We start from the raw sequence: 17,394 nt of genomic DNA, 5'->3' as shown, positions 1-17,394 counted from the left end.
TGACTGTAATCATGGTCCTTATCCCGTTCGGGACCGGCTTTCCGGTCGTTAATCAACTAATCCTTTCAGAAGCCAGCGCACAAACAGGGGGCTCAGAAGGACCTGAACTCCCTGAGGCTACATCTGAAGGCGACACCATAATAGACCGGTATCACAGGAATTTGTCGGAAGATATCCTCGGCATTGCAGACTGGCTCGATTCATTCTTTGATAATGACAGAACGGTTGCCGAAGAGAACAGGACACGATTAAGGATCAAACTTTACTCCCTTGTGGAAGAAGGAGCAAAACCTGCCTTTGATATCAAGACCAACTTCAGGCTCTCCCTTCCAAAATTGCAACAAAGGCTGAACCTTATGATTTCGGGAGAGCCGGATAATTCCCTCAGCCCGGATAACACGCCAACAGAGGACAGGAGGGAGAAGTTCGAGAGCACCGACAAACAAAACCTGCTTCTATCTCTTCAGTACAAATTAAAAGAGACTTTGAGGCGTAACATCTCGGCAAATATCGGATTGCGGTTCAGCCGTGTTACGCCCGTCTTTTATGCAGAAGGCCGTTACAGGCATCAGGTCAAACTTGATGCGTGGATCTTCCGGTTCACACAGTCCCTGAAATGGCTTGCTGATGAAGGCCTTGAAACCAGGACCCTTATCGACCTGGAAAGGCCTGTCTCCAACAGGTTCTTTTTCCGCACCACTGCTGACGGGTCATGGTTTGAACACAGGGACGGCTTTTTTTATAACCTGAATATGTATTTTTTCCAGTACCTGAGTTCCCGGCGCGTACTCAGCTATGAATGGATCAACGATTTTCAGACGCGGCCGAACAACAGGCTGGAAGAGACTGTACTGCAGATGAGGTACCGCCAGAGGATATGGCGAAACTGGATATTCTATGAGGTCTCCCCCCGGGTCTCCTTCCCAAGGAATGAGGGATTTTCATCGATTCCGGGGATAGCGCTGAAACTCGAAGCTATTATCGGGAAATATTAGGCAAAGGCCTCTCCTTTATGCGCTAAAAATCAATAATCAGGGTGGTCAGGAATGTTGTGTCAGTATGTTGAATTTCCGGGGAGGGCAGCAGGTTTTGATAGTTTACAACGTAACTGAGACCAAGCGAGAGTGCGCGGTTGATCTTTGCCTCTACAGAGGTTGCCGAATCTATAAAGAAGTTATCCGTATCCTTGAATGAGACGGAATAATCCAGCTTTTCCTTGAGTTTCAGGTTTTCAAGTATTTTCCACTCATATTTGACAGTAAGCTTTCCTGTCATGTAGCTGTCAGAGCTCACATCCCCTACTGAAAACTCATCATAACTGTATATGAGAGAGAGGAGTGACTGCAGCACGTGCCGGTCGGTCTTTATAAGGTCATAACCCAGACCCGGCCCGCCGTATAACCTGTATTCATAACCCGAGAATTTATCCATTGAAAAACCTGATGTCAGGAGGCCGAATAATCTTTCCGAGAGCACCCGTTCCCACCTGCCGTCTATTGATAATTTATTCGAGGTTTCCCTGCCGTCCTCTTTTGCATACAGTGCATTTGCAGTCAAAAAGTATCTGTTCTTGATACCCTCTTTTTTTGCCTCTGATTTTATAGAGAATGTCTGAGTGTCTGTATTGCCGGATGTCTGCACAAAAGATAACTCGGTCCGTGTCTTTATTTTACTTTCCTGCTCCTCTGTGCCGGCTTTTGAAGATATGGGTATGACAAGGCAGGCTAATATAATGAAGATGAAGATGGTTTTTTTCATTATGTGTCTCCGGAATACTTTATTCAGGTCGTTGTTTGCCGAATATTATAACCTAAACTTGAGCAATTTCGGTACTGAATCTGCGCCGGTTTTAAAAATTACGGGATTTTGGTTACAATACTCCACGTCAAACTCATCCAATGGTATATTTCAATTGAAACTTACATACTTTTACAGAAAACCAGCACTTGCAGAGACCAGGAAAGAGAACCTCCTTACACGTGTCAGGGAAGGGGTGTCTCCTGATGTGGACGATATAGAGACGGAGTTCTGTTTTTATGTTGAGGCCGCTGCCCCGCTTGCAACTGAGGAGCTGGAGACACTGCAATGGCTCCTCTCCGAGACTTTTGAGCCTGAAAACCTTTCCTCAGAGTCTTTTTTAGAGCAGGGCAGCACAGAAAATTTTTCAGCCTTTCTTGCGGAGGTCGGTCCGAGGATGAATTTCACGACCTCCTGGTCGACTAATGCGGTCTCCGTATGCCGCTCCTGCGGTTTGACGGGTGTCACACGCATAGAACGTTCACGCAGATACCGCGTACTGCTGAATTCCCCGCATGACCGTGAAACGCTTGACCGTTTACTATCACTCTTCCTGCCGCTCGTGCATGACAGGATGACCGAGTGTTACTACCCTGAAAGGCTGACGACCTTTGAGACCGGTATAAAGCCTGAGCCTGTCTATGTGGTTCCCCTTATCGAAGAGGGGCCTGAGGCCCTGCAGAGGATAAACAGGAAATTGGGCCTTGGTCTTGACGACTGGGATATTGATTACTACTACAACCTCTTTGTTAAGGAGATAGGACGTAACCCGACCAATGTCGAGTGTTTTGACCTGGGCCAGTCCAACAGTGAGCACTCCCGGCACTGGTTTTTTAAAGGGAGACTGGTAATTGACGGCAGAGAGGTTCCCGATACCCTCATGGATATTGTAACGGTACCCCTTCTTGCCAGGCCGGGCAACAGTGTTATCGCCTTTAAGGACAATTCAAGCGCCATAGCTGGATACGGGATTATGGGCCTTATGCCCCGGAATCCTGGAAATCCTTCCCCCTACTCCCCGGAACAACTGAAGTACCACATCATCTTTACAGCAGAGACACACAACTTTCCCACAGGTGTTGCCCCATTTCCCGGGGCAGAGACAGGTACAGGGGGGAGGATAAGGGATGGCCATGCCACCGGCAGGGGCAGCCTTGTTGTGGCAGGGACTGCAGCGTACTGTGTGGGTAACCTGAATATTCCCGGTTACCCTCTGCCCTGGGAGGATGAGACATTTGTTTATCCATCCAATCTTGCCACTCCCCTTGAGATAGAGATAGAGGCGAGCAACGGGGCCTCAGATTACGGCAACAAGTTTGGTGAGCCGCTGATACAGGGTTTTACACGCTCTTTTGGGCTGAGACTCCCTGACGGTGAGAGGCGGGAGTGGATAAAGCCCATCATGTTTACCGGAGGAGTCGGTCAGATAGATGCAAGGCATATAGAGAAGGGCGAGCCTGAAAAGGGAATGCTTGTTGTAAAGGTTGGAGGGCCGGCATACCGTATCGGTATAGGTGGTGGTGCAGCCTCGAGTATGATACAGGGAGAGAATGTTGAGGAACTCGACTTCAGCGCTGTGCAGCGTGGTGATGCCGAGATGGAACAAAAACTCAACCGGGTAATCCGTGCCTGCGTTGAGATGGCTGAGGATAATCCGGTCATAAGCATTCACGATCAGGGTGCAGGCGGAAACTGCAATGTTGTCAAGGAGATTATTTATCCGGCCGGTGCGAGGATTGAGATAAGAGATGTCCTTGTTGGAGATAATACACTCTCTGTGCTCGAGATATGGGGTGCGGAGTATCAGGAGAATGATGCCCTTCTCATAGGGCCTGACAGGATAGATGTTTTTAAATCACTCTGTGAGAGGGAGAAGGTGCCCTTTTCCGTGATTGGCGGGATTACAGGCGATGGGTACATTGTCCTGCATGATGCGTTTGATGACACCACACCCGTAAATCTTGACCTCTCAAAAATCCTGGGCAAGATGCCGCAGAAGACGTTCAGACTCGAACATATAAATACAGGGCTTCAGCCGTTGAGACTGCCCGAAGGGCTTACTGTGAGGGATGCCCTTGAGAGGGTTTTGAGACTCCTGTCAGTCGGTTCAAAGAGGTTCCTTGCAAACAAGGTAGACAGGAGCGTTACAGGCCTCATTGCACAGCAGCAGTGTACCGGTCCCCTGCAGCTCACCCTTGCTGATGCGGCAGTAGTGGCACAGAGCCATCTTGGCCTTACAGGTGCTGCTATCTCTATCGGGGAACAGCCGGTCAAGGGTCTTATAAGCCCTGCGGCAATGGCGAGGCTGAGTGTGGGGGAGGCGCTGACAAATATAGTCTGGGCAAGGGTTTCAGCACTTGAGGATATAAAATGTTCCGCCAACTGGATGTGGGCGGCAAAGTTGCCGGGTGAAGGGGCAAGGCTTTATGATGCAGCCGTTGCCTTGAGGGATATACTCCTTGATCTGGGGATTGCAATAGATGGGGGCAAGGACAGCCTCTCCATGGCTGCTGTTGTAAAAGACCCTGATAATGGCACGGAGGTGGTCAAGTCATCCGGAACCCTGGTTATCTCAGCCTATGTCACCTCCCCTGATATAACCATGGGGGTTACCCCTGATATAAAGATGCCCGGCAGAAGCAGGCTTATATATATCGACCTTGGAGAAGGAAGATACAGGCCTGGCGGATCAGCACTTGCCAATGTCTATGGTCAGGTTGGAGATAACTCCCCTGATGTAGAAACCCCCGGGCTTTTAAAACGCACCTTTAATGCAGTACAGCAACTGTTGGCAGACGGCCTTATACTTTCAGGCCATGACCGCAGTGACGGCGGCCTTGTCACCACCCTGCTTGAGATGGCCTTTGGCGGTAATTCCGGTCTTGAGATAGACCTCGCAGCAGACATTGACCCGCTGAGGGTACTGTTCTCAGAGGAGCTCGGCCTTGTGATGGAGTATATGCCTGAGAAAGAGGAGGCAGTTTTAAAGGTCCTGACAGACAGTGGTGTGCCCTGTCAGGTAATAGGAAAGACCCTCGCTGAAAAGACGGTACGGATAAAGGTTAACGGAAAAGAGAAAATAAAAGAGTCGATGCCCCTGCTGAGGGGGATGTGGGAGGAGACCAGCTATAATCTTGACAGGCTCCAGGCCGACCCCCTCTGTGTTGATGAGGAGAAGAGGGTTTCCCGTGAAAGAGTGGGACCGTCATACCACCTGACCTTTACGCCGGAGACGACCGCTCCTGACTTGCTCGAAAGGGAGAACAAACCAGGGGTGGCCATTATCCGTGAGGAGGGCAGCAACGGCGACAGGGAGATGGCGTCTGCCTTTCATCAGGCAGGGTTTGATACATGGGATGTCACCATGACCGACCTCCTGAGCGGAAAGGTTACCCTTGATGGATTCAGGGGCATAGCCTTTGTCGGCGGTTTCAGCTACGCTGATGTGCTTGACTCTGCCAAGGGCTGGGCCGGTGCCATACGGTTTAATTCAAGGATTTTTGATGAGTTTGAGAGGTTTTATACGCGTGAGGACACATTCAGCCTTGGTGTATGTAACGGCTGCCAGTTGATGGCACTGCTTGGATGGGTCCCCTGGAGGGGGATAGACGACAGGGAGCAGCCGAGGTTTATCCGGAATCGCTCGGACAGGTTTGAATCGCGGTTTTCAACAGTCAGGGTCTTTTCAGACCAGGCAATAATGCTCCGGAACATGGAGGGCTCGGTTCTTGGTGTCTGGGTTGCCCACGGTGAAGGACGGGCCTATTTTCCTGACAGCAGGATAGAGAAAGAGGTTCTGGAAAAGGGGTTGGCCCCCATCAGGTATGCCGATGACAATGGTGAGGTAACCGGGGTCTATCCATTTAACCCTAACGGCTCTCCTCACGGTATTGCAGCGCTCTGCTCCCCTGACGGACGGCACCTTGCAATGATGCCCCATCCTGAGAGGACGTTCCTCAAATGGCAGTGGGCGTGGATGCCGGAAGAATGGAGACGGGATTTGGATGCCTCTCCCTGGCTGAAGATGTTTCAGAATGCCAGGCAGTGGTGTGAAGGAATGTAGGGTTCGATTATGCCTTTGCAGTCAAGGTTTGTAAGGTTTTGCTCACTATTACCCCGAATCCGGAAGTGATATGGTTGTTGGAAGCGATATGACAGACCCTTCACTCATTCTCAACAGACATCCTGTCTGTCTCCGAGGTAATTATCACGCCTCACCGTCCGGGTGAGACAAGAGTGATAATTAAAACCGTTCAGAGTCAATCATATCGCTTCTTTCCCATGGTTGTGGCTTTTTTATCTCTGGATACTGGTGTTGGTATCAGTAATTCTCTTCGAATAATTCATAGTATGACCTTGGATGTTCACATGCCGGGCATATTTCCGGTGCCTCGGTGCCTTCGTGTATGTAGCCGCAGTTCCTGCATTTCCACTTTTCAGAGGTGTCCCGCTTAAAAACCCTGTCCTTCTCAATGTTTTCAAGTAGCGACAGGTAGCGTTTCTCGTGTTGGCTCTCAACAGCCGCTATCGCCCTGAACGCTGCAGCAATTGCCGGGAAACCCTCTTCATCAGCAATGCGGGCATACTCGGGATACATCTTTGTATGCTCAAAGTTTTCCCCCTCAGCCGATGCCTTGAGGTTTTCCCTTGTGCTTCCGATTACGCCTGCCGGGAATGCTGCTGTTATCTCTACTTCACCGCCTTCGAGGAACTTGAAGAATCTCTTTGCGTGCTCCTTTTCGTTCTCCGCTGTCTCCAGGAATATGGCTGATATCTGTTCGTATCCTTCCTTTTTAGCCTTTGACGCAAAATAAGTATAGCGGTTCCTTGCCTGTGATTCACCTGCAAAGGATGTCAGAAGATTCTTTTCTGTTCTGGTTCCTTTTAAACTTGCCATCTCTTCACCTCCGGTATAAATTAAGTTGTTTAAACGATGCCCGACAACATGCTTGTGCTGCACCCTGAATTGTAGGGTATTACCAGTATCAAATGCAACCTGTTTTCTTCCTGCACCGTCTGTTTTGGATGCTTCTGTCCGGTTAAAAAGAATCACTCATTTTGAGTATAATAAAAACTTGATATATCTGTACGTTTGCAATATAAAACAACAAAAGGAGATTTTACAGTATGAGATTATTCAGAAATGCCATGTTGCTGGTCTTTATGTTGTCTGTGTTATGCGTGAGCACAGTTGCTGCCGGGACAAGGATACGCTGTGCATCCACCACAAGCACCCAGAACTCAGGACTCTTTGATTATCTCCTGCCGATTGTGGAGAAGGAGACGGGTATAAAGGTGGATGTTGTGGCTGTCGGCACAGGGGCTGCACTGGAGATCGGCAAAAGGGGAGATGCCGATGTACTGCTTGTGCACGCAAAGGATGATGAGCTGAAACTCGTAAAGGAGGGCTATTTCGTAAATCGTCACGATGTTATGTACAACGATTTTATTATTGTCGGCCCTCCTGACGACCCGGCCGGGATTATGGGAGTCAAGTCTGCTGTTGAGGCGTTCGGAAAGATAAGTGCGGCCAAAGTGCCTTTTGTCTCAAGGGGAGATAACTCGGGGACCAACAAGAAGGAGATGAAGATATGGAAAAAGGCGGGTATGACCCCAAAGGGCGGCAGGTGGTATCTTGAGGTTGGTCAGGGGATGGGGAAGACCTTGAGGATCGCCAATGAGAAGAGGGCGTATACGCTTACTGACAGGGGGACATGGCTTGCACTGAAGGACAGGGAACGGCTTGATTTAAAGATACTGGTGGAGGGGGACAGGATGCTCTTTAACCAGTATGGTGTAATGGCGGTCAATCCGGAAAGACACCCGTATGTGAAGTACAGTGAAGCAATGAAGTTTATTGATTTTCTTGTTTCAGAGAAGGGGCAGAAGGCAATAGCTGCTTTCAGGGACTCCCGTGGGAATCAGCTCTTTCATCCGAATGCAAGGTGAGCCGGGGAATTATATCCGCAGATTTCACGGATTTGCGCAGATAAAAAACTTCTGTTGTTCAAACATTAGATGCTCCTGATATCCAATGAACGAAATACTATCTTCTTTCATAAAGGCCTTTCACCTGATAGCCTCTCTGGATAGAGAGCTGATGGAGATTATATTTCTGTCGCTTTATGTCTCCGGCGTGGCCATTGCCATTGCATCCATTGCAGGGATTGTTTGTGCTTATGTTCTGTCATTCAGGGAGTTTCCCGTTAAGGGGGCTTTTATAAATATACTGAATACTTTTATGGGCCTGCCGCCGGTTGTGGTCGGGTTGTTCCTGTATCTGATGCTTTCAAGAAGTGGGCCGCTTGGTTTTATGGGGCTCCTCTATACGCCATCGGCAATGATTGTCGCCCAGACAGTGCTGGCCTTTCCCATAATAGCGGCGATGAGTTATTCATCCATTACATCTGTCAGGCCGAATATAAGGCTGGCAGCCCTTGGTCTCGGGGCCACGGAGATACAGGCATCAGTAGCTGTAGTGAAGGATGCAAGATACGGGATTATATCATCTGTAATGGCAGGTCTCGGCAGGGTGATGGCAGAGGTTGGAGCGGTTCTGATTGTAGGTGGAAACATTGCCGGGTATACGCGGGTGATGACAACAACCATAGCCCTTGAGTACGACAAGGGTAATTTTGATCTTGCAATAGCGCTCGGGATAATCCTGCTCTTGATCTCCCTGGGGATTAACTCTGCCATGTATCTGTTCCAGAGGAGGGTGTACAGGTAAACAGACTCTGATTAATCCGCAGACATATCTGTTTGCCGGTAATTTTCTGTACATGAATATAACGGATGAACCTGATACTGAAAAATATATCCAGGACCTATGACAGTCACGTTGCCTTGAGAGATTGCAGCTTTTCTGTTAATGCAGGCTCTTTTAACGCAATCATCGGTCCAAACGGAAGCGGAAAGTCCACTCTGCTCAGGATAGCCTCGCTCCTGGAGGCTCCGGATAAAGGAGAGGTCATATACAGCGATAACAGGGGGGCTGTAAAAAAGGATATTTCCCTGAAGAGAAAGATAGCTGTTGTGCTGCCGGGGGACTCACTTTTTAATGATACGGTTTTCAGTAATGTTGCCTACGGCCTGCGTATCAGGGGTATGGACAGGCATGTTGTCAGGGACAGGGTTCATAACATCCTGGAGAGGTTTAAACTTTCAGACAAGATATATAAAAACGTGCGAACCCTGTCATCAGGTGAGGCACAGCGTACTGGGGTAGCAAGGGCGCTGGTCATAAATCCTGCGTATCTCTTCCTTGATGAGCCCACGGCCTCGCTTGACCCTGTTAATACGGAGATTATTGAAACCGCACTGAAGGAGATCAAGGCCGGTAATGGAATGACCATTATAATGATAACCCACAATATGTTTCAGGCAAGGAGGCTTGCAGACAGGGTTGCCTTTATTTATGGAGGTTGTATTATTGAAGAGGCAGAGAGTGAAAAAATCTTTTCCAGCCCTGGTCAGGATCTGACGCGCAGGTTTGTTACAGGGAATATGGTCTGGTGATGTGTGGAATATTTAAGGTGTATGAAGGGCTACTACACCGATTCAGGTATATCAATCCCCCTGGGCCGTTCATCGATCTCTTCGAGTACCGGCACTTCCTTCCTGCTGGAGATGCCGAGTTCCTTGAACCTCCGGACAGAGTGAAGCAGCCTTGACTCCACTGACCTGACCCCGTAGTTATAACTCTCGACCGCCTTTTCAAGGTGTGTTCCTGTCTTTGAGAAATGCTCCATTGCCACGGCAAACCTCTCGTAGAGCTCCTTGCCGAGTTTGCTGATTTCCTGTGCATGTTTTGTGAGTTCCGCCTGTTGCCATCCATAGGCTATTGCCTTCAGCAGGGCGATGAATGTGGTCGGGGTTGCAAGGATGACCTTCTTGATGCTGCCGTCCTCTATGAGTGCCGGGTCATGTTCGAGGGCCGCGCTGAAGAAGGATTCACCCGGCAGGAACATTACAACCATCTCTGGTGATTTTTTGAACTGGTCCCAGTAGGACTTTGAACCGAGTGCGTTCATGTGGGCACGCACCTGGCTTACATAGTTTGTTAAAGCCGTCTCTCTTTCCGCCTCCGTAGTGCTCGATATAACCTTCAGGTATGCATCCACAGGCGCCTTTGCATCAACCACAATCTCTCTTTCATTCGGCAGTCTTACGATCATGTCAGGCCTCAGCTTGCCGGTTTCAGTGCTTACGGATTCCTGCTCAAAGAAGTCACAGTTGGCGGACATGCCTGCGAGTTCTGCTGTCCTTTTGAGGGACAACTGTCCCCATGAACCGCTGACCTGCGGTTTTCTCAATGCAGTGACCAGCTTGCTTGTTTCCTGCTGCAGTTGTTGATGAGTGGTCATGAGTGTCTTTATCTGCTGGTTCAGGCTGCCGTAATCCTGCCGCCTGCTGGACTCAAGGGAGTGGATATGCGCTTCATATTTCCTGAGGGCTTCATGCAGTGGTTTAACGAGTCCGTTTATTGAAGCCTGGTGCTCTCCCAACTTCCCCTTTGTCTCTGCTGCAACCTTTCCAAGTTGTTCAGTGGCAAGCCTCAGGAAATCTTCGCTGCTGCTCTTCAGCGCTGCCGAGGAAAGGGCATTGAATGTATCGGTAAGCTCTTTCTTCATTGTCTCAAGCAGGTTTTTCTGTTCTGTGAGGCTTTTCTCCGATGACTCAAGTTTTGTTGCGGCCTCCACCCTCTGGGTCCTCTCTGCAGTTAATTCATTCCTGATCTCATCAATTAGTCTATCCTTTTCAAGTATTCCGCTCCTCAGCTCTTCAATCCTTGCCTCTGAGGCCTTAAGCCCCTCTCTTATTCCGGCCAGCTCATTGAAATGTTCTGACTGTAAAGCGGCTGTCTCTTTTGAGAGTTTGCCCCTCATGAGGAGCCAGACAATCACTCCGCCCGAGAGGAGGCCGATAATAAAAAATACTATATCCGTCATGCTTCACCTCTTTTGTTGTATTAAACTATTCTACTATATCCGTCCTTAAAATATTTCAGATAAAACAACCATGCCCTGCAAAACTCATCATTTAGTTTATATTTTAGTTGTACAGGGACATTAATTTATGGTACGCTAAATTAATTGTGTATAAATCAATTTACTGCATGATTCACGAAAGGAGAAAAGAATGGTTCAGGTAAAGGCAGGAGATACGGTAAGGGTTCACTATAGCGGCTTTTTAGACGATGGTACGGTCTTTGATTCCTCTCTGGAGAGGGAACCTTTTGAGCTTACCCTGGGGCAGGGGATGGTAATTCCCGGTTTTGAAGATGCTGTTGTCGGGATGGATGTCGGTGATACAAAGACCGTTAATATCCCAACGGATCAGGCCTATGGTCCATACAGGGATGAACTGCTGGTTGCTGTTGAAAGGTCACAGGTGCCACCCAATATCGAGCCTGATGTAGGCATGGAACTTCAGATACGCACACCTGAGGGAACAGTTACCAATGTCACCATCACCGAGATAGACGAGAACTCCATTACCCTTGATGCTAATCACCCACTTGCCGGGAAAGATCTTATCTTTGAGATCAAACTTGTGGAGATAGTTTAGAAAACACGGTATCGTGTAAAAAGGGCTGGCAGGGTTTACCTTTCCAGCCCTTTTTCTTTTTTAGACGGGAGTATGCTTTCCATCAGCAGGCAGTTCGGCTATGCTGGAACTCCTGGAGCTTGCCGGGTGATAGAGATTGTCATGGCAATTGTGAGAGAGTGAATGAAGAACAGGATTCTTGAGACAATCAGGGCACTGGAGGGCTTGAGGGATGGTTGCTATCATTATGATGTCCTTCAAGAGAGGGCGTCATATATCGAGAGAGAGTTCGTATCAGCCGGCTTTACGGTCCAGCGGGATGAGCTTGTTTTTAATGGAAAGTCATACCGCAATATCATAGCAACACCCTTTGGCATGGAGAGCAAAGAGGAGTGGGTGCTGACAGGAGCCCACTATGATGCAGTGGTGGATAGTCCCGGAGCAGATGACAACGCATCCGGCGTGGCTGTCATGCTTGAGGCTGCAAGGAGTCTGGGACCGCGGAGGGGTCTGAAGTTTGTGGCCTTTACCCTTGAAGAACCACAGCCGCATACCATTCATTTCCTTATAGGAAGTAAACACTTTGTGAACAGGATGAAGTCCATGGGGCAGATTTACAGGGCTGTCCTGATCCTCGAATCAGTTGGATATATCAGCCATGAACCTGAAAGTCAGTTGCTGCCGCCCCTTGTCAGGGCACCGCATGTGGGTGACTTTATTGCTGTTGTGGGGAATAAGAAAGCCGACAGGATTATGAAGGGATTTAAGGAGTCAGCCGAACGGTATGTACCTGAACTCAAGGTCGTAACCTACAGGGCGCCTGCAAGGGGTTTTCTGCTTCCCGAGACCCGGTTCAGTGACCATGCACCCTTCTGGGATGCCGGATATCCGGCCGTTATGATAACGGATACCGCAATGTTCCGCAATCCCAACTACCATACACCGTCTGATACCACTGAAACACTTTCACCGGATTTTATGGCCCAGGTGGCAGAGGCCCTGATTCATACTGTAGAGGGATTTTAGCGCTCCTCTTCCATCTGCCAGACTATCTCGTTGATGAGGCCCAGTGAATCAAGGGCCACATCTTCCTGAACCTTCTGGATTGCAAATCCCGCATGGACCAGGACATAGTCTCCTATCTTCACCTCTTCAGGCAATATCATAAGGCTTATCTCGCGCCTTGCACCCATGACATCAATTGTGGCCATGAGGTCGTTGATCCTGATTATTTTTGATGGAACTGCAAGGCACATGTGGGGTCTCCTGTATCAGAAAGTCATATCCGCAGATTACGCAGATTTCTCGGATTAAGATCAATAAATAATTTCAAGATATCGTCAATTGTCAATCGTCAATTCAAAACAGTTCCCCACCCGGAGAGCTTGTTTATGACCTTTTCAATTAAAGTGTCAACCTGCCTCTCTATTTCAGGACTGAGGCCGTAACCTGTTTCAATGGTGCGGGGTTGTATTCCTATCAGGCACATCTCCTCGGGCATTATTCCCAGCAACTGTCCTGCAGCTATCATATCAGGAAGGGCTATCTGGTGAACAGATAGTTTTGATGAAAAGTAATGGGGTATCTCATTGTTGTTGAGCTCTCCGACAGTGCCTGGTTCTGCCTTGAAGTCTACGGCATCTATGAAGATAACCCGCTCTTTTCCTTCAATAAAGGGCAGGAGGTCGAGTCCCATTGTCCCGCCGTCGATCAACTCAACATTGCCGGGAAGCTCACTTCTTCTCTTTAATTCGTTAAGTACGAAAACCCCCACTCCATCGTCACTGAGGAGTATGTTTCCGATACCGACTACAGCAGTCTCTACTCCCATTCTTTCCCTGAAACAAACTTGTCCCCGCTGAAGATGGAGCCCACCAGGCCGTTGCGTTCACTGAGGTCAAGATACCAGGCAATGTATACATGTGCAATGATAAAGACGGCAATTACGTACATGACGAGGTGGTGGTAGAGCCTTATTGTCTGAAGATGCATTATCCCTGTAAGCCAGCCACCGAGGATTGTCCATAAAGCGCCCTGATGGTTAACTGAGTAGAGGGCAAATCCGGAGACTATCTGAAAGATAAAGAGACCGAACAGAAAGAGATAGACTACTCCTGCAAGGGCTGTATGGCCGACTGCTTTGGGTGATTTTTTACTTAGGAATAAATAAAACTTCAGGGCTGCCCCGATCTCTCTCCACTGTTTGCCTGTCAGCGGCAGCCAGACCCTCCAGTTTGCATACCTGTTTCCTGCAAAGGCCCAGTATATCCTTATAATAATACTCATCATTAATGTATAGGCTGTTACAAAATGAATAAATCTCATCCAGCCCATGATATACTCTTTTGAAGATACGGCATACATGAAGGGATTGCCGATATAGAATCCGGTGATGGAAAGGGCGACTATGCAGAGCGCATTTATCCAGTGTGTGAGTCTGACCGGAAACTCCCATGCATAAACTCTTATCCTTTCAGCTTGTTGCATAACTGTCTCCTGACTTTATTTTCTCGCAAAGGCGCAAGGTTCGCAAAGTTTTCTTTGAACTATTAGAGCTTTTTCTTTCCTTTGCGCCCTTGCGCCTTTGCGAGATATCTTTTCTCATCATACGACCTTTATCCTCGTGACCTCTCTGCCGTCAGGGTCAACAACATGAACGGCACAGGCCATGCATGGGTCAAAGGAATGGACTGTCCTGAGTATCTCCAAAGGCTGCTCAGGGTTGGCTACGGGGGTGCCTATCAGGGCAGCTTCATAGGGTCCGCGCTGTCCCTTTGCATCCCTCGGAGAGCCGTTCCATGTGCTGGGGACCACACACTGATAATTGGCTATCTTTCCATCCTTTATCTTTAACCAGTGACCGAGTGCACCCCTTGGTGCTTCCTGCCAGCCATAGCCCCGGGCCTCTTTTGGCCATGTGTCAGGGTCCCATTTCTCGCCATTATGGATTCTGAAGTCGCCTTTCTTCATGTTGGCTGTAAGCTCATCAAGCCAGACCGGGAGCATCTCTGCTGTTACAAGTGTCTCGACCCCGCGTGCGGCAACCCTTCCAAGGGTTGAAAACAATGCCTCCGGACCTACTCCAAGGGTCTTGAGGACATGGTTTACCACCTCCTGAACCCTCTTGTGTCCGCTTGCATAGGCCACGAGCATCCTGGCCAGGGGGCCGACCTCCATGGGCTTGTCGTCATACCTTGGTGCCTTGAGCCAACTGTATTTATTGTCGGTATCAAGGAATTTATACGGCGGTTTTGGGCCTGTATACTTGTAATCCGTTACACCATCCCATGGATGTCTTGCACTGTTATCGCCGTCAGGGTATTCATACCACGAGTGGGTGACATATTCGGTGATCTTGTTGTGGTCAACAGGATGTACTGTGCCAAGGTCCTTATTGAGTATAATGCCCCGTGGCAGCCAGAGGTTATCGGTGTTGCTGATGTTGTCTCTGGGGAATTCTCCGTAGACAAGGAAGTTGCCTACTCCCTCGCCATATGCTGCCCATTCCTTATAAAAGGAGGCAACAGCGAGGAGATCAGGAATGTAGACCTTTTCCACAAACTCATGGGCCTTCTTTGCAAGACCTGAGATAAAGGCAATACTGCCTGCATTAAGGGCATTCTGACTGTTGGGGTCAACGGGGATGGACATCCCGCCCACAAGGTATGTCTGGGCATGAGGATTCTTTGCCCCAAGCAGGGCCTGAATCTTTATAACCTCTCTCTGCCAGTCAAGTGCCTCAAGATAATGGGCAACTGCCATCAGGTTTGCCTCCGGAGGCAGTTTGTAGGCCGGATGACCCCAATAGGCATTTGAGAACGGACCGAGTTGGCCACGCTCAACAAAGGCCTTCAGCTTTTCCTGCATCCCTTTAAAATAGGTTACAGAAGATTCCGGCCAGTCAGATAAGGACTGGGCAAGGGATGCGGTCTTTGCAGGGTCAGCGCTGAGGGCACTTACAATATCAACCCAGTCAAGGGCATGGAGGTGATAGAAGTGGATTACATGGTCCTGTACGTACTGTATACCGGTAATCAGGTTCCTGATAATCCTTGCATTATCAGGTATGGTTATATCCAGGGCATTTTCGACCGCTCTCACCGAGGCGGTTGCGTGAACCGTTGTTCAGACGCCTCATATCCTCTGGGTGAAGGCCCAGGCATCCCTCGGGTCACGGTCCTTGAGGATAATCTCTATACCGCGAAACATGGTGCTTGAGGACCAGGCATCAACAACCCTGCCGTTTTCCACCTTTGCTTCAATCCTCAGATGCCCTTCGATCCGTGTAATCGGGTCAACAACTATCTTGGCCATTTATTCTACACCTCCCAGGTATTATTGACTGTTTTTGATTTTTTTCAATACTCGATATTCAATGATAAATGTCAGATCATAAATGATAAATTGTCAATCGTCTTTTTTTCTTCCTGACAGCATTCGTCCAATCCCGTGTGCCACAAGCGCTACACCTGTTGCAGCGGCAAGTCCTGCGCCGACCTTGTCTGCCGTGGACTCCACTCCGAATCCCGGCGGCGGAGGGAGCCGCCTGTAGAACGGGGTCATCTTGTCCCAGAAGGCCGGTTCAGCACAACCTATACAGCCGTGTCCTGCCTGCACAGGCCAGCTTGTACCTTCGTTGTATTTTACTATGGGACAGTTCTGGAACGACTCGGGCCCCTTACATCCCATCTCGTAGAGGCACCACCCTTTCCTGTGTCCTTCATCTCCCCACTGCCTTACAAGCTGTCCGGCATCAAATGAGGCCCTTCGTTCACAGTTGTCGTGAATCCTCTTGCCGTAGGCAAACAGGGGTCTGCCAATGCTGTCAAGGGGCGGCAGGGAGCCGAATGTAAGGAAGTGCACTATTGTTGCAGTTATGTTTTCTGCGTTTGCAGGGCAACCGGGAAGGTTTAATACAGGTATGCCCGGAACAGCCTTTGTTACACTTACTGCCCCCGTAGGGTTAGGATTTGCCGCAGGTAGGCCACCGTAGGTTGCACATGTTCCCACGGCTATTGTGGCCATAGCATCAGTACAGACCTCTTTGACTATATCACTTGCTGCCTTACCACCGATGCAGCAATAAACACCACCATCCTTTAAGGGAATAGAGCCTTCTACCACTGCGATATACTTGCCCTTCTGCTCTCTGACAACATCCATCAGGGATTTCTCTGCCTGAAATCCTGCAGCGGCCATGATTGTCTCATGATACTCCACAGCGAGTATATCCAGGAGGATTTCAGCAACCGTTGGCTTGCTTGCCCTCAGCAGGGCCTCTGTGTCACCTGCACAGTCCTGAAACTCAAGCCACAGCATATATGGTTTCTTTTTCTGCTCAAGGGCTTCGGCTATCTGGGAGACAAATGTAACAGGCAGTGCAAGCGTGGCTGTCATCAGGGTACAGAATTTCATAAAATCCCTTCGCGAAACCCCCTTTTTCTTCAGGGCCTCATAAATCGTATCCTCAGATGAGCCGTCTCTTTTTGACACTATCCCCATAAATACGTTCTCCTTTTTTGGTTAAAGGTTTAAACACTGGTGTATCAGTTTATAAGGTAGCACATAAAATGGGAGCTGTCAAGAAATTGTTTTAAAAATGTCGTTGCCCAGTTGATAACTTGATTCAGGAGAAAATTTTCAAACCTATCCTTCCTTAATCCTGTTAATCCTGTCTGAAAGGCAGTTTCAGTTGCCCCTCTATCATAACTACTCCCCTGTAACATGTACAATTATATCCCTCTTCCTTCCCCTGTTATCAAAATCAATAAAGACTATCTGTTGCCATGTTCCCAGGGTAAGGCTTCCCTTGATGAGGGGAATGGTGAGCGACGGTTTCATGAGTGCAGCCCTTACGTGTGAGAAGCCGTTGCCGTCACCCCAGCGCCTGTCATGCTCGTAGGTCAGGGCCGGATGGAACAATCCTCTCGATGGCATCCCGCAGGTCCATGAGCACACCGGATTCGTATTCTATAGTTGTAACAGCCCCGGTCGAGCCGGGACAAAAGACCGTTACCAGCCCGTTCTCCATACCTGAACGTCCCAGAA

16 protein-coding genes and 1 pseudogene are annotated in these 17,394 nt (G+C 49.0%); 7 read left to right on the top strand and 10 right to left on the bottom strand.

Annotated features, from left to right (window positions below; translation table 11 throughout):
- Nucleotides 1-11 precede the first annotated feature (11 nt).
- Nucleotides 12-995, top strand: a complete 984-nt coding sequence (locus tag VST71_08575; GenBank protein MEC4685768.1) for a hypothetical protein — start codon at nt 12-14, stop codon at nt 993-995.
- Nucleotides 996-1,017: 22 nt separating this feature from the next.
- On the opposite strand, the gene VST71_08570 is transcribed toward VST71_08575, so the two are convergent.
- The gene (locus VST71_08570) at nt 1,018-1,758 is read right to left on the bottom strand and encodes a DUF481 domain-containing protein (protein MEC4685767.1); all 741 of its coding nucleotides are present in this window, start codon (nt 1,756-1,758) and stop codon (nt 1,018-1,020) included.
- 154 nt (nt 1,759-1,912) lie between these two features.
- Here VST71_08570 and purL point away from each other — a divergent pair, with 154 nt between their 5' ends.
- Nucleotides 1,913-5,860, top strand: coding sequence for a phosphoribosylformylglycinamidine synthase (gene purL, locus VST71_08565; protein ID MEC4685766.1), 3,948 nt, complete (start codon nt 1,913-1,915; stop codon nt 5,858-5,860).
- A 258-nt stretch (nt 5,861-6,118) separates the two neighbouring features.
- On the opposite strand, the gene VST71_08560 is transcribed toward purL, so the two are convergent.
- Nucleotides 6,119-6,694, bottom strand: coding sequence for a rubrerythrin family protein (locus VST71_08560; protein MEC4685765.1), 576 nt, complete (start codon nt 6,692-6,694; stop codon nt 6,119-6,121).
- A gap of 230 nt (nt 6,695-6,924) precedes the next feature.
- Here VST71_08560 and VST71_08555 point away from each other — a divergent pair, with 230 nt between their 5' ends.
- The 3 genes from VST71_08555 to VST71_08545 all read left to right on the top strand — a co-directional run bounded on the left by VST71_08555 (nt 6,925) and on the right by VST71_08545 (nt 9,315).
- The gene (locus VST71_08555; protein MEC4685764.1) at nt 6,925-7,746 is read left to right on the top strand and encodes a substrate-binding domain-containing protein; all 822 of its coding nucleotides are present in this window, start codon (nt 6,925-6,927) and stop codon (nt 7,744-7,746) included.
- Nucleotides 7,747-7,831: 85 nt separating this feature from the next.
- On the top strand, nt 7,832-8,527 hold the full coding sequence (locus tag VST71_08550; protein MEC4685763.1) for an ABC transporter permease: 696 nt from the start codon (nt 7,832-7,834) through the stop codon (nt 8,525-8,527).
- A 65-nt stretch (nt 8,528-8,592) separates the two neighbouring features.
- Complete coding sequence (locus VST71_08545; protein ID MEC4685762.1) at nt 8,593-9,315, top strand: ATP-binding cassette domain-containing protein; 723 nt, start codon at nt 8,593-8,595, stop codon at nt 9,313-9,315.
- A gap of 32 nt (nt 9,316-9,347) precedes the next feature.
- On the opposite strand, the gene rmuC is transcribed toward VST71_08545, so the two are convergent.
- Nucleotides 9,348-10,748, bottom strand: a complete 1,401-nt coding sequence (gene rmuC / locus VST71_08540; GenBank protein MEC4685761.1) for a DNA recombination protein RmuC — start codon at nt 10,746-10,748, stop codon at nt 9,348-9,350.
- 190 nt (nt 10,749-10,938) lie between these two features.
- Here rmuC and VST71_08535 point away from each other — a divergent pair, with 190 nt between their 5' ends.
- Complete coding sequence (locus tag VST71_08535; GenBank protein MEC4685760.1) at nt 10,939-11,367, top strand: peptidylprolyl isomerase; 429 nt, start codon at nt 10,939-10,941, stop codon at nt 11,365-11,367.
- A 162-nt stretch (nt 11,368-11,529) separates the two neighbouring features.
- Entirely contained in the window at nt 11,530-12,372 is an 843-nt protein-coding gene (locus VST71_08530) for a M28 family peptidase (GenBank protein ID MEC4685759.1), read from the top strand.
- On the opposite strand, the gene VST71_08525 is transcribed toward VST71_08530, so the two are convergent.
- The 7 genes and pseudogenes from VST71_08525 to VST71_08495 all read right to left on the bottom strand — a co-directional run bounded on the left by VST71_08525 (nt 12,369) and on the right by VST71_08495 (nt 17,377).
- Entirely contained in the window at nt 12,369-12,602 is a 234-nt protein-coding gene (locus tag VST71_08525) for a HypC/HybG/HupF family hydrogenase formation chaperone (protein ID MEC4685758.1), read from the bottom strand. The genes VST71_08530 and VST71_08525 overlap by 4 nt on opposite strands.
- A gap of 98 nt (nt 12,603-12,700) precedes the next feature.
- Nucleotides 12,701-13,177, bottom strand: coding sequence for a HyaD/HybD family hydrogenase maturation endopeptidase (locus VST71_08520; protein MEC4685757.1), 477 nt, complete (start codon nt 13,175-13,177; stop codon nt 12,701-12,703).
- Entirely contained in the window at nt 13,168-13,833 is a 666-nt protein-coding gene (gene cybH / locus VST71_08515; GenBank protein ID MEC4685756.1) for a Ni/Fe-hydrogenase, b-type cytochrome subunit, read from the bottom strand. The genes VST71_08520 and cybH overlap by 10 nt, the downstream gene beginning before the upstream one ends.
- 117 nt (nt 13,834-13,950) lie before the next feature.
- Nucleotides 13,951-15,660, bottom strand: a pseudogene (locus VST71_08510) (nickel-dependent hydrogenase large subunit).
- Between the two features lie 93 nt (nt 15,661-15,753).
- Nucleotides 15,754-16,848, bottom strand: coding sequence for a hydrogenase small subunit (locus VST71_08505; GenBank protein MEC4685755.1), 1,095 nt, complete (start codon nt 16,846-16,848; stop codon nt 15,754-15,756).
- Between the two features lie 207 nt (nt 16,849-17,055).
- Nucleotides 17,056-17,283: a YjbQ family protein gene (locus VST71_08500; GenBank protein MEC4685754.1), complete on the bottom strand. Its 228-nt coding sequence runs from the start codon at nt 17,281-17,283 to the stop codon at nt 17,056-17,058.
- A complete protein-coding gene (locus tag VST71_08495; protein MEC4685753.1) occupies nt 17,237-17,377 on the bottom strand; it encodes a YjbQ family protein in 141 nt (46 codons plus the stop codon). The genes VST71_08500 and VST71_08495 overlap by 47 nt, the downstream gene beginning before the upstream one ends.
- Between the last annotated feature and the right edge of the window lie 17 nt (nt 17,378-17,394).

The sequence above is a fragment of the Nitrospirota bacterium genome (assembly GCA_035873375.1).
Taxonomy (GTDB): domain Bacteria; phylum Nitrospirota; class Thermodesulfovibrionia; order Thermodesulfovibrionales; family JdFR-85; genus BMS3Bbin07.
Note: the sequence above shows the minus strand (reverse complement) of the source record. Positions and strands in the feature narration are given on the sequence as shown.

Bases quoted from the DNA above. Each gene is read 5' to 3' on its own strand.
- VST71_08520 (MEC4685757.1), bottom strand. From the start codon at position 13,177: ATGGGAGTAGAGACTGCTGTAGTCGGTATCGGAAACATACTCCTCAGT.
- VST71_08575 (MEC4685768.1), top strand. From the start codon at position 12: ATGGTCCTTATCCCGTTCGGGACCGGCTTTCCGGTCGTTAATCAACTA.
- VST71_08545 (MEC4685762.1), top strand. From the start codon at position 8,593: ATGAACCTGATACTGAAAAATATATCCAGGACCTATGACAGTCACGTT.
- VST71_08560 (MEC4685765.1), bottom strand. From the start codon at position 6,694: ATGGCAAGTTTAAAAGGAACCAGAACAGAAAAGAATCTTCTGACATCC.
- VST71_08555 (MEC4685764.1), top strand. From the start codon at position 6,925: ATGAGATTATTCAGAAATGCCATGTTGCTGGTCTTTATGTTGTCTGTG.
- VST71_08500 (MEC4685754.1), bottom strand. From the start codon at position 17,283: ATGCCATCGAGAGGATTGTTCCATCCGGCCCTGACCTACGAGCATGAC.
- VST71_08570 (MEC4685767.1), bottom strand. From the start codon at position 1,758: ATGAAAAAAACCATCTTCATCTTCATTATATTAGCCTGCCTTGTCATA.
- VST71_08495 (MEC4685753.1), bottom strand. From the start codon at position 17,377: ATGGAGAACGGGCTGGTAACGGTCTTTTGTCCCGGCTCGACCGGGGCT.
- VST71_08550 (MEC4685763.1), top strand. From the start codon at position 7,832: ATGAACGAAATACTATCTTCTTTCATAAAGGCCTTTCACCTGATAGCC.
- rmuC (MEC4685761.1), bottom strand. From the start codon at position 10,748: ATGACGGATATAGTATTTTTTATTATCGGCCTCCTCTCGGGCGGAGTG.
- VST71_08530 (MEC4685759.1), top strand. From the start codon at position 11,530: ATGAAGAACAGGATTCTTGAGACAATCAGGGCACTGGAGGGCTTGAGG.
- VST71_08535 (MEC4685760.1), top strand. From the start codon at position 10,939: ATGGTTCAGGTAAAGGCAGGAGATACGGTAAGGGTTCACTATAGCGGC.
- VST71_08505 (MEC4685755.1), bottom strand. From the start codon at position 16,848: ATGGGGATAGTGTCAAAAAGAGACGGCTCATCTGAGGATACGATTTAT.
- VST71_08525 (MEC4685758.1), bottom strand. From the start codon at position 12,602: ATGTGCCTTGCAGTTCCATCAAAAATAATCAGGATCAACGACCTCATG.
- cybH (MEC4685756.1), bottom strand. From the start codon at position 13,833: ATGCAACAAGCTGAAAGGATAAGAGTTTATGCATGGGAGTTTCCGGTC.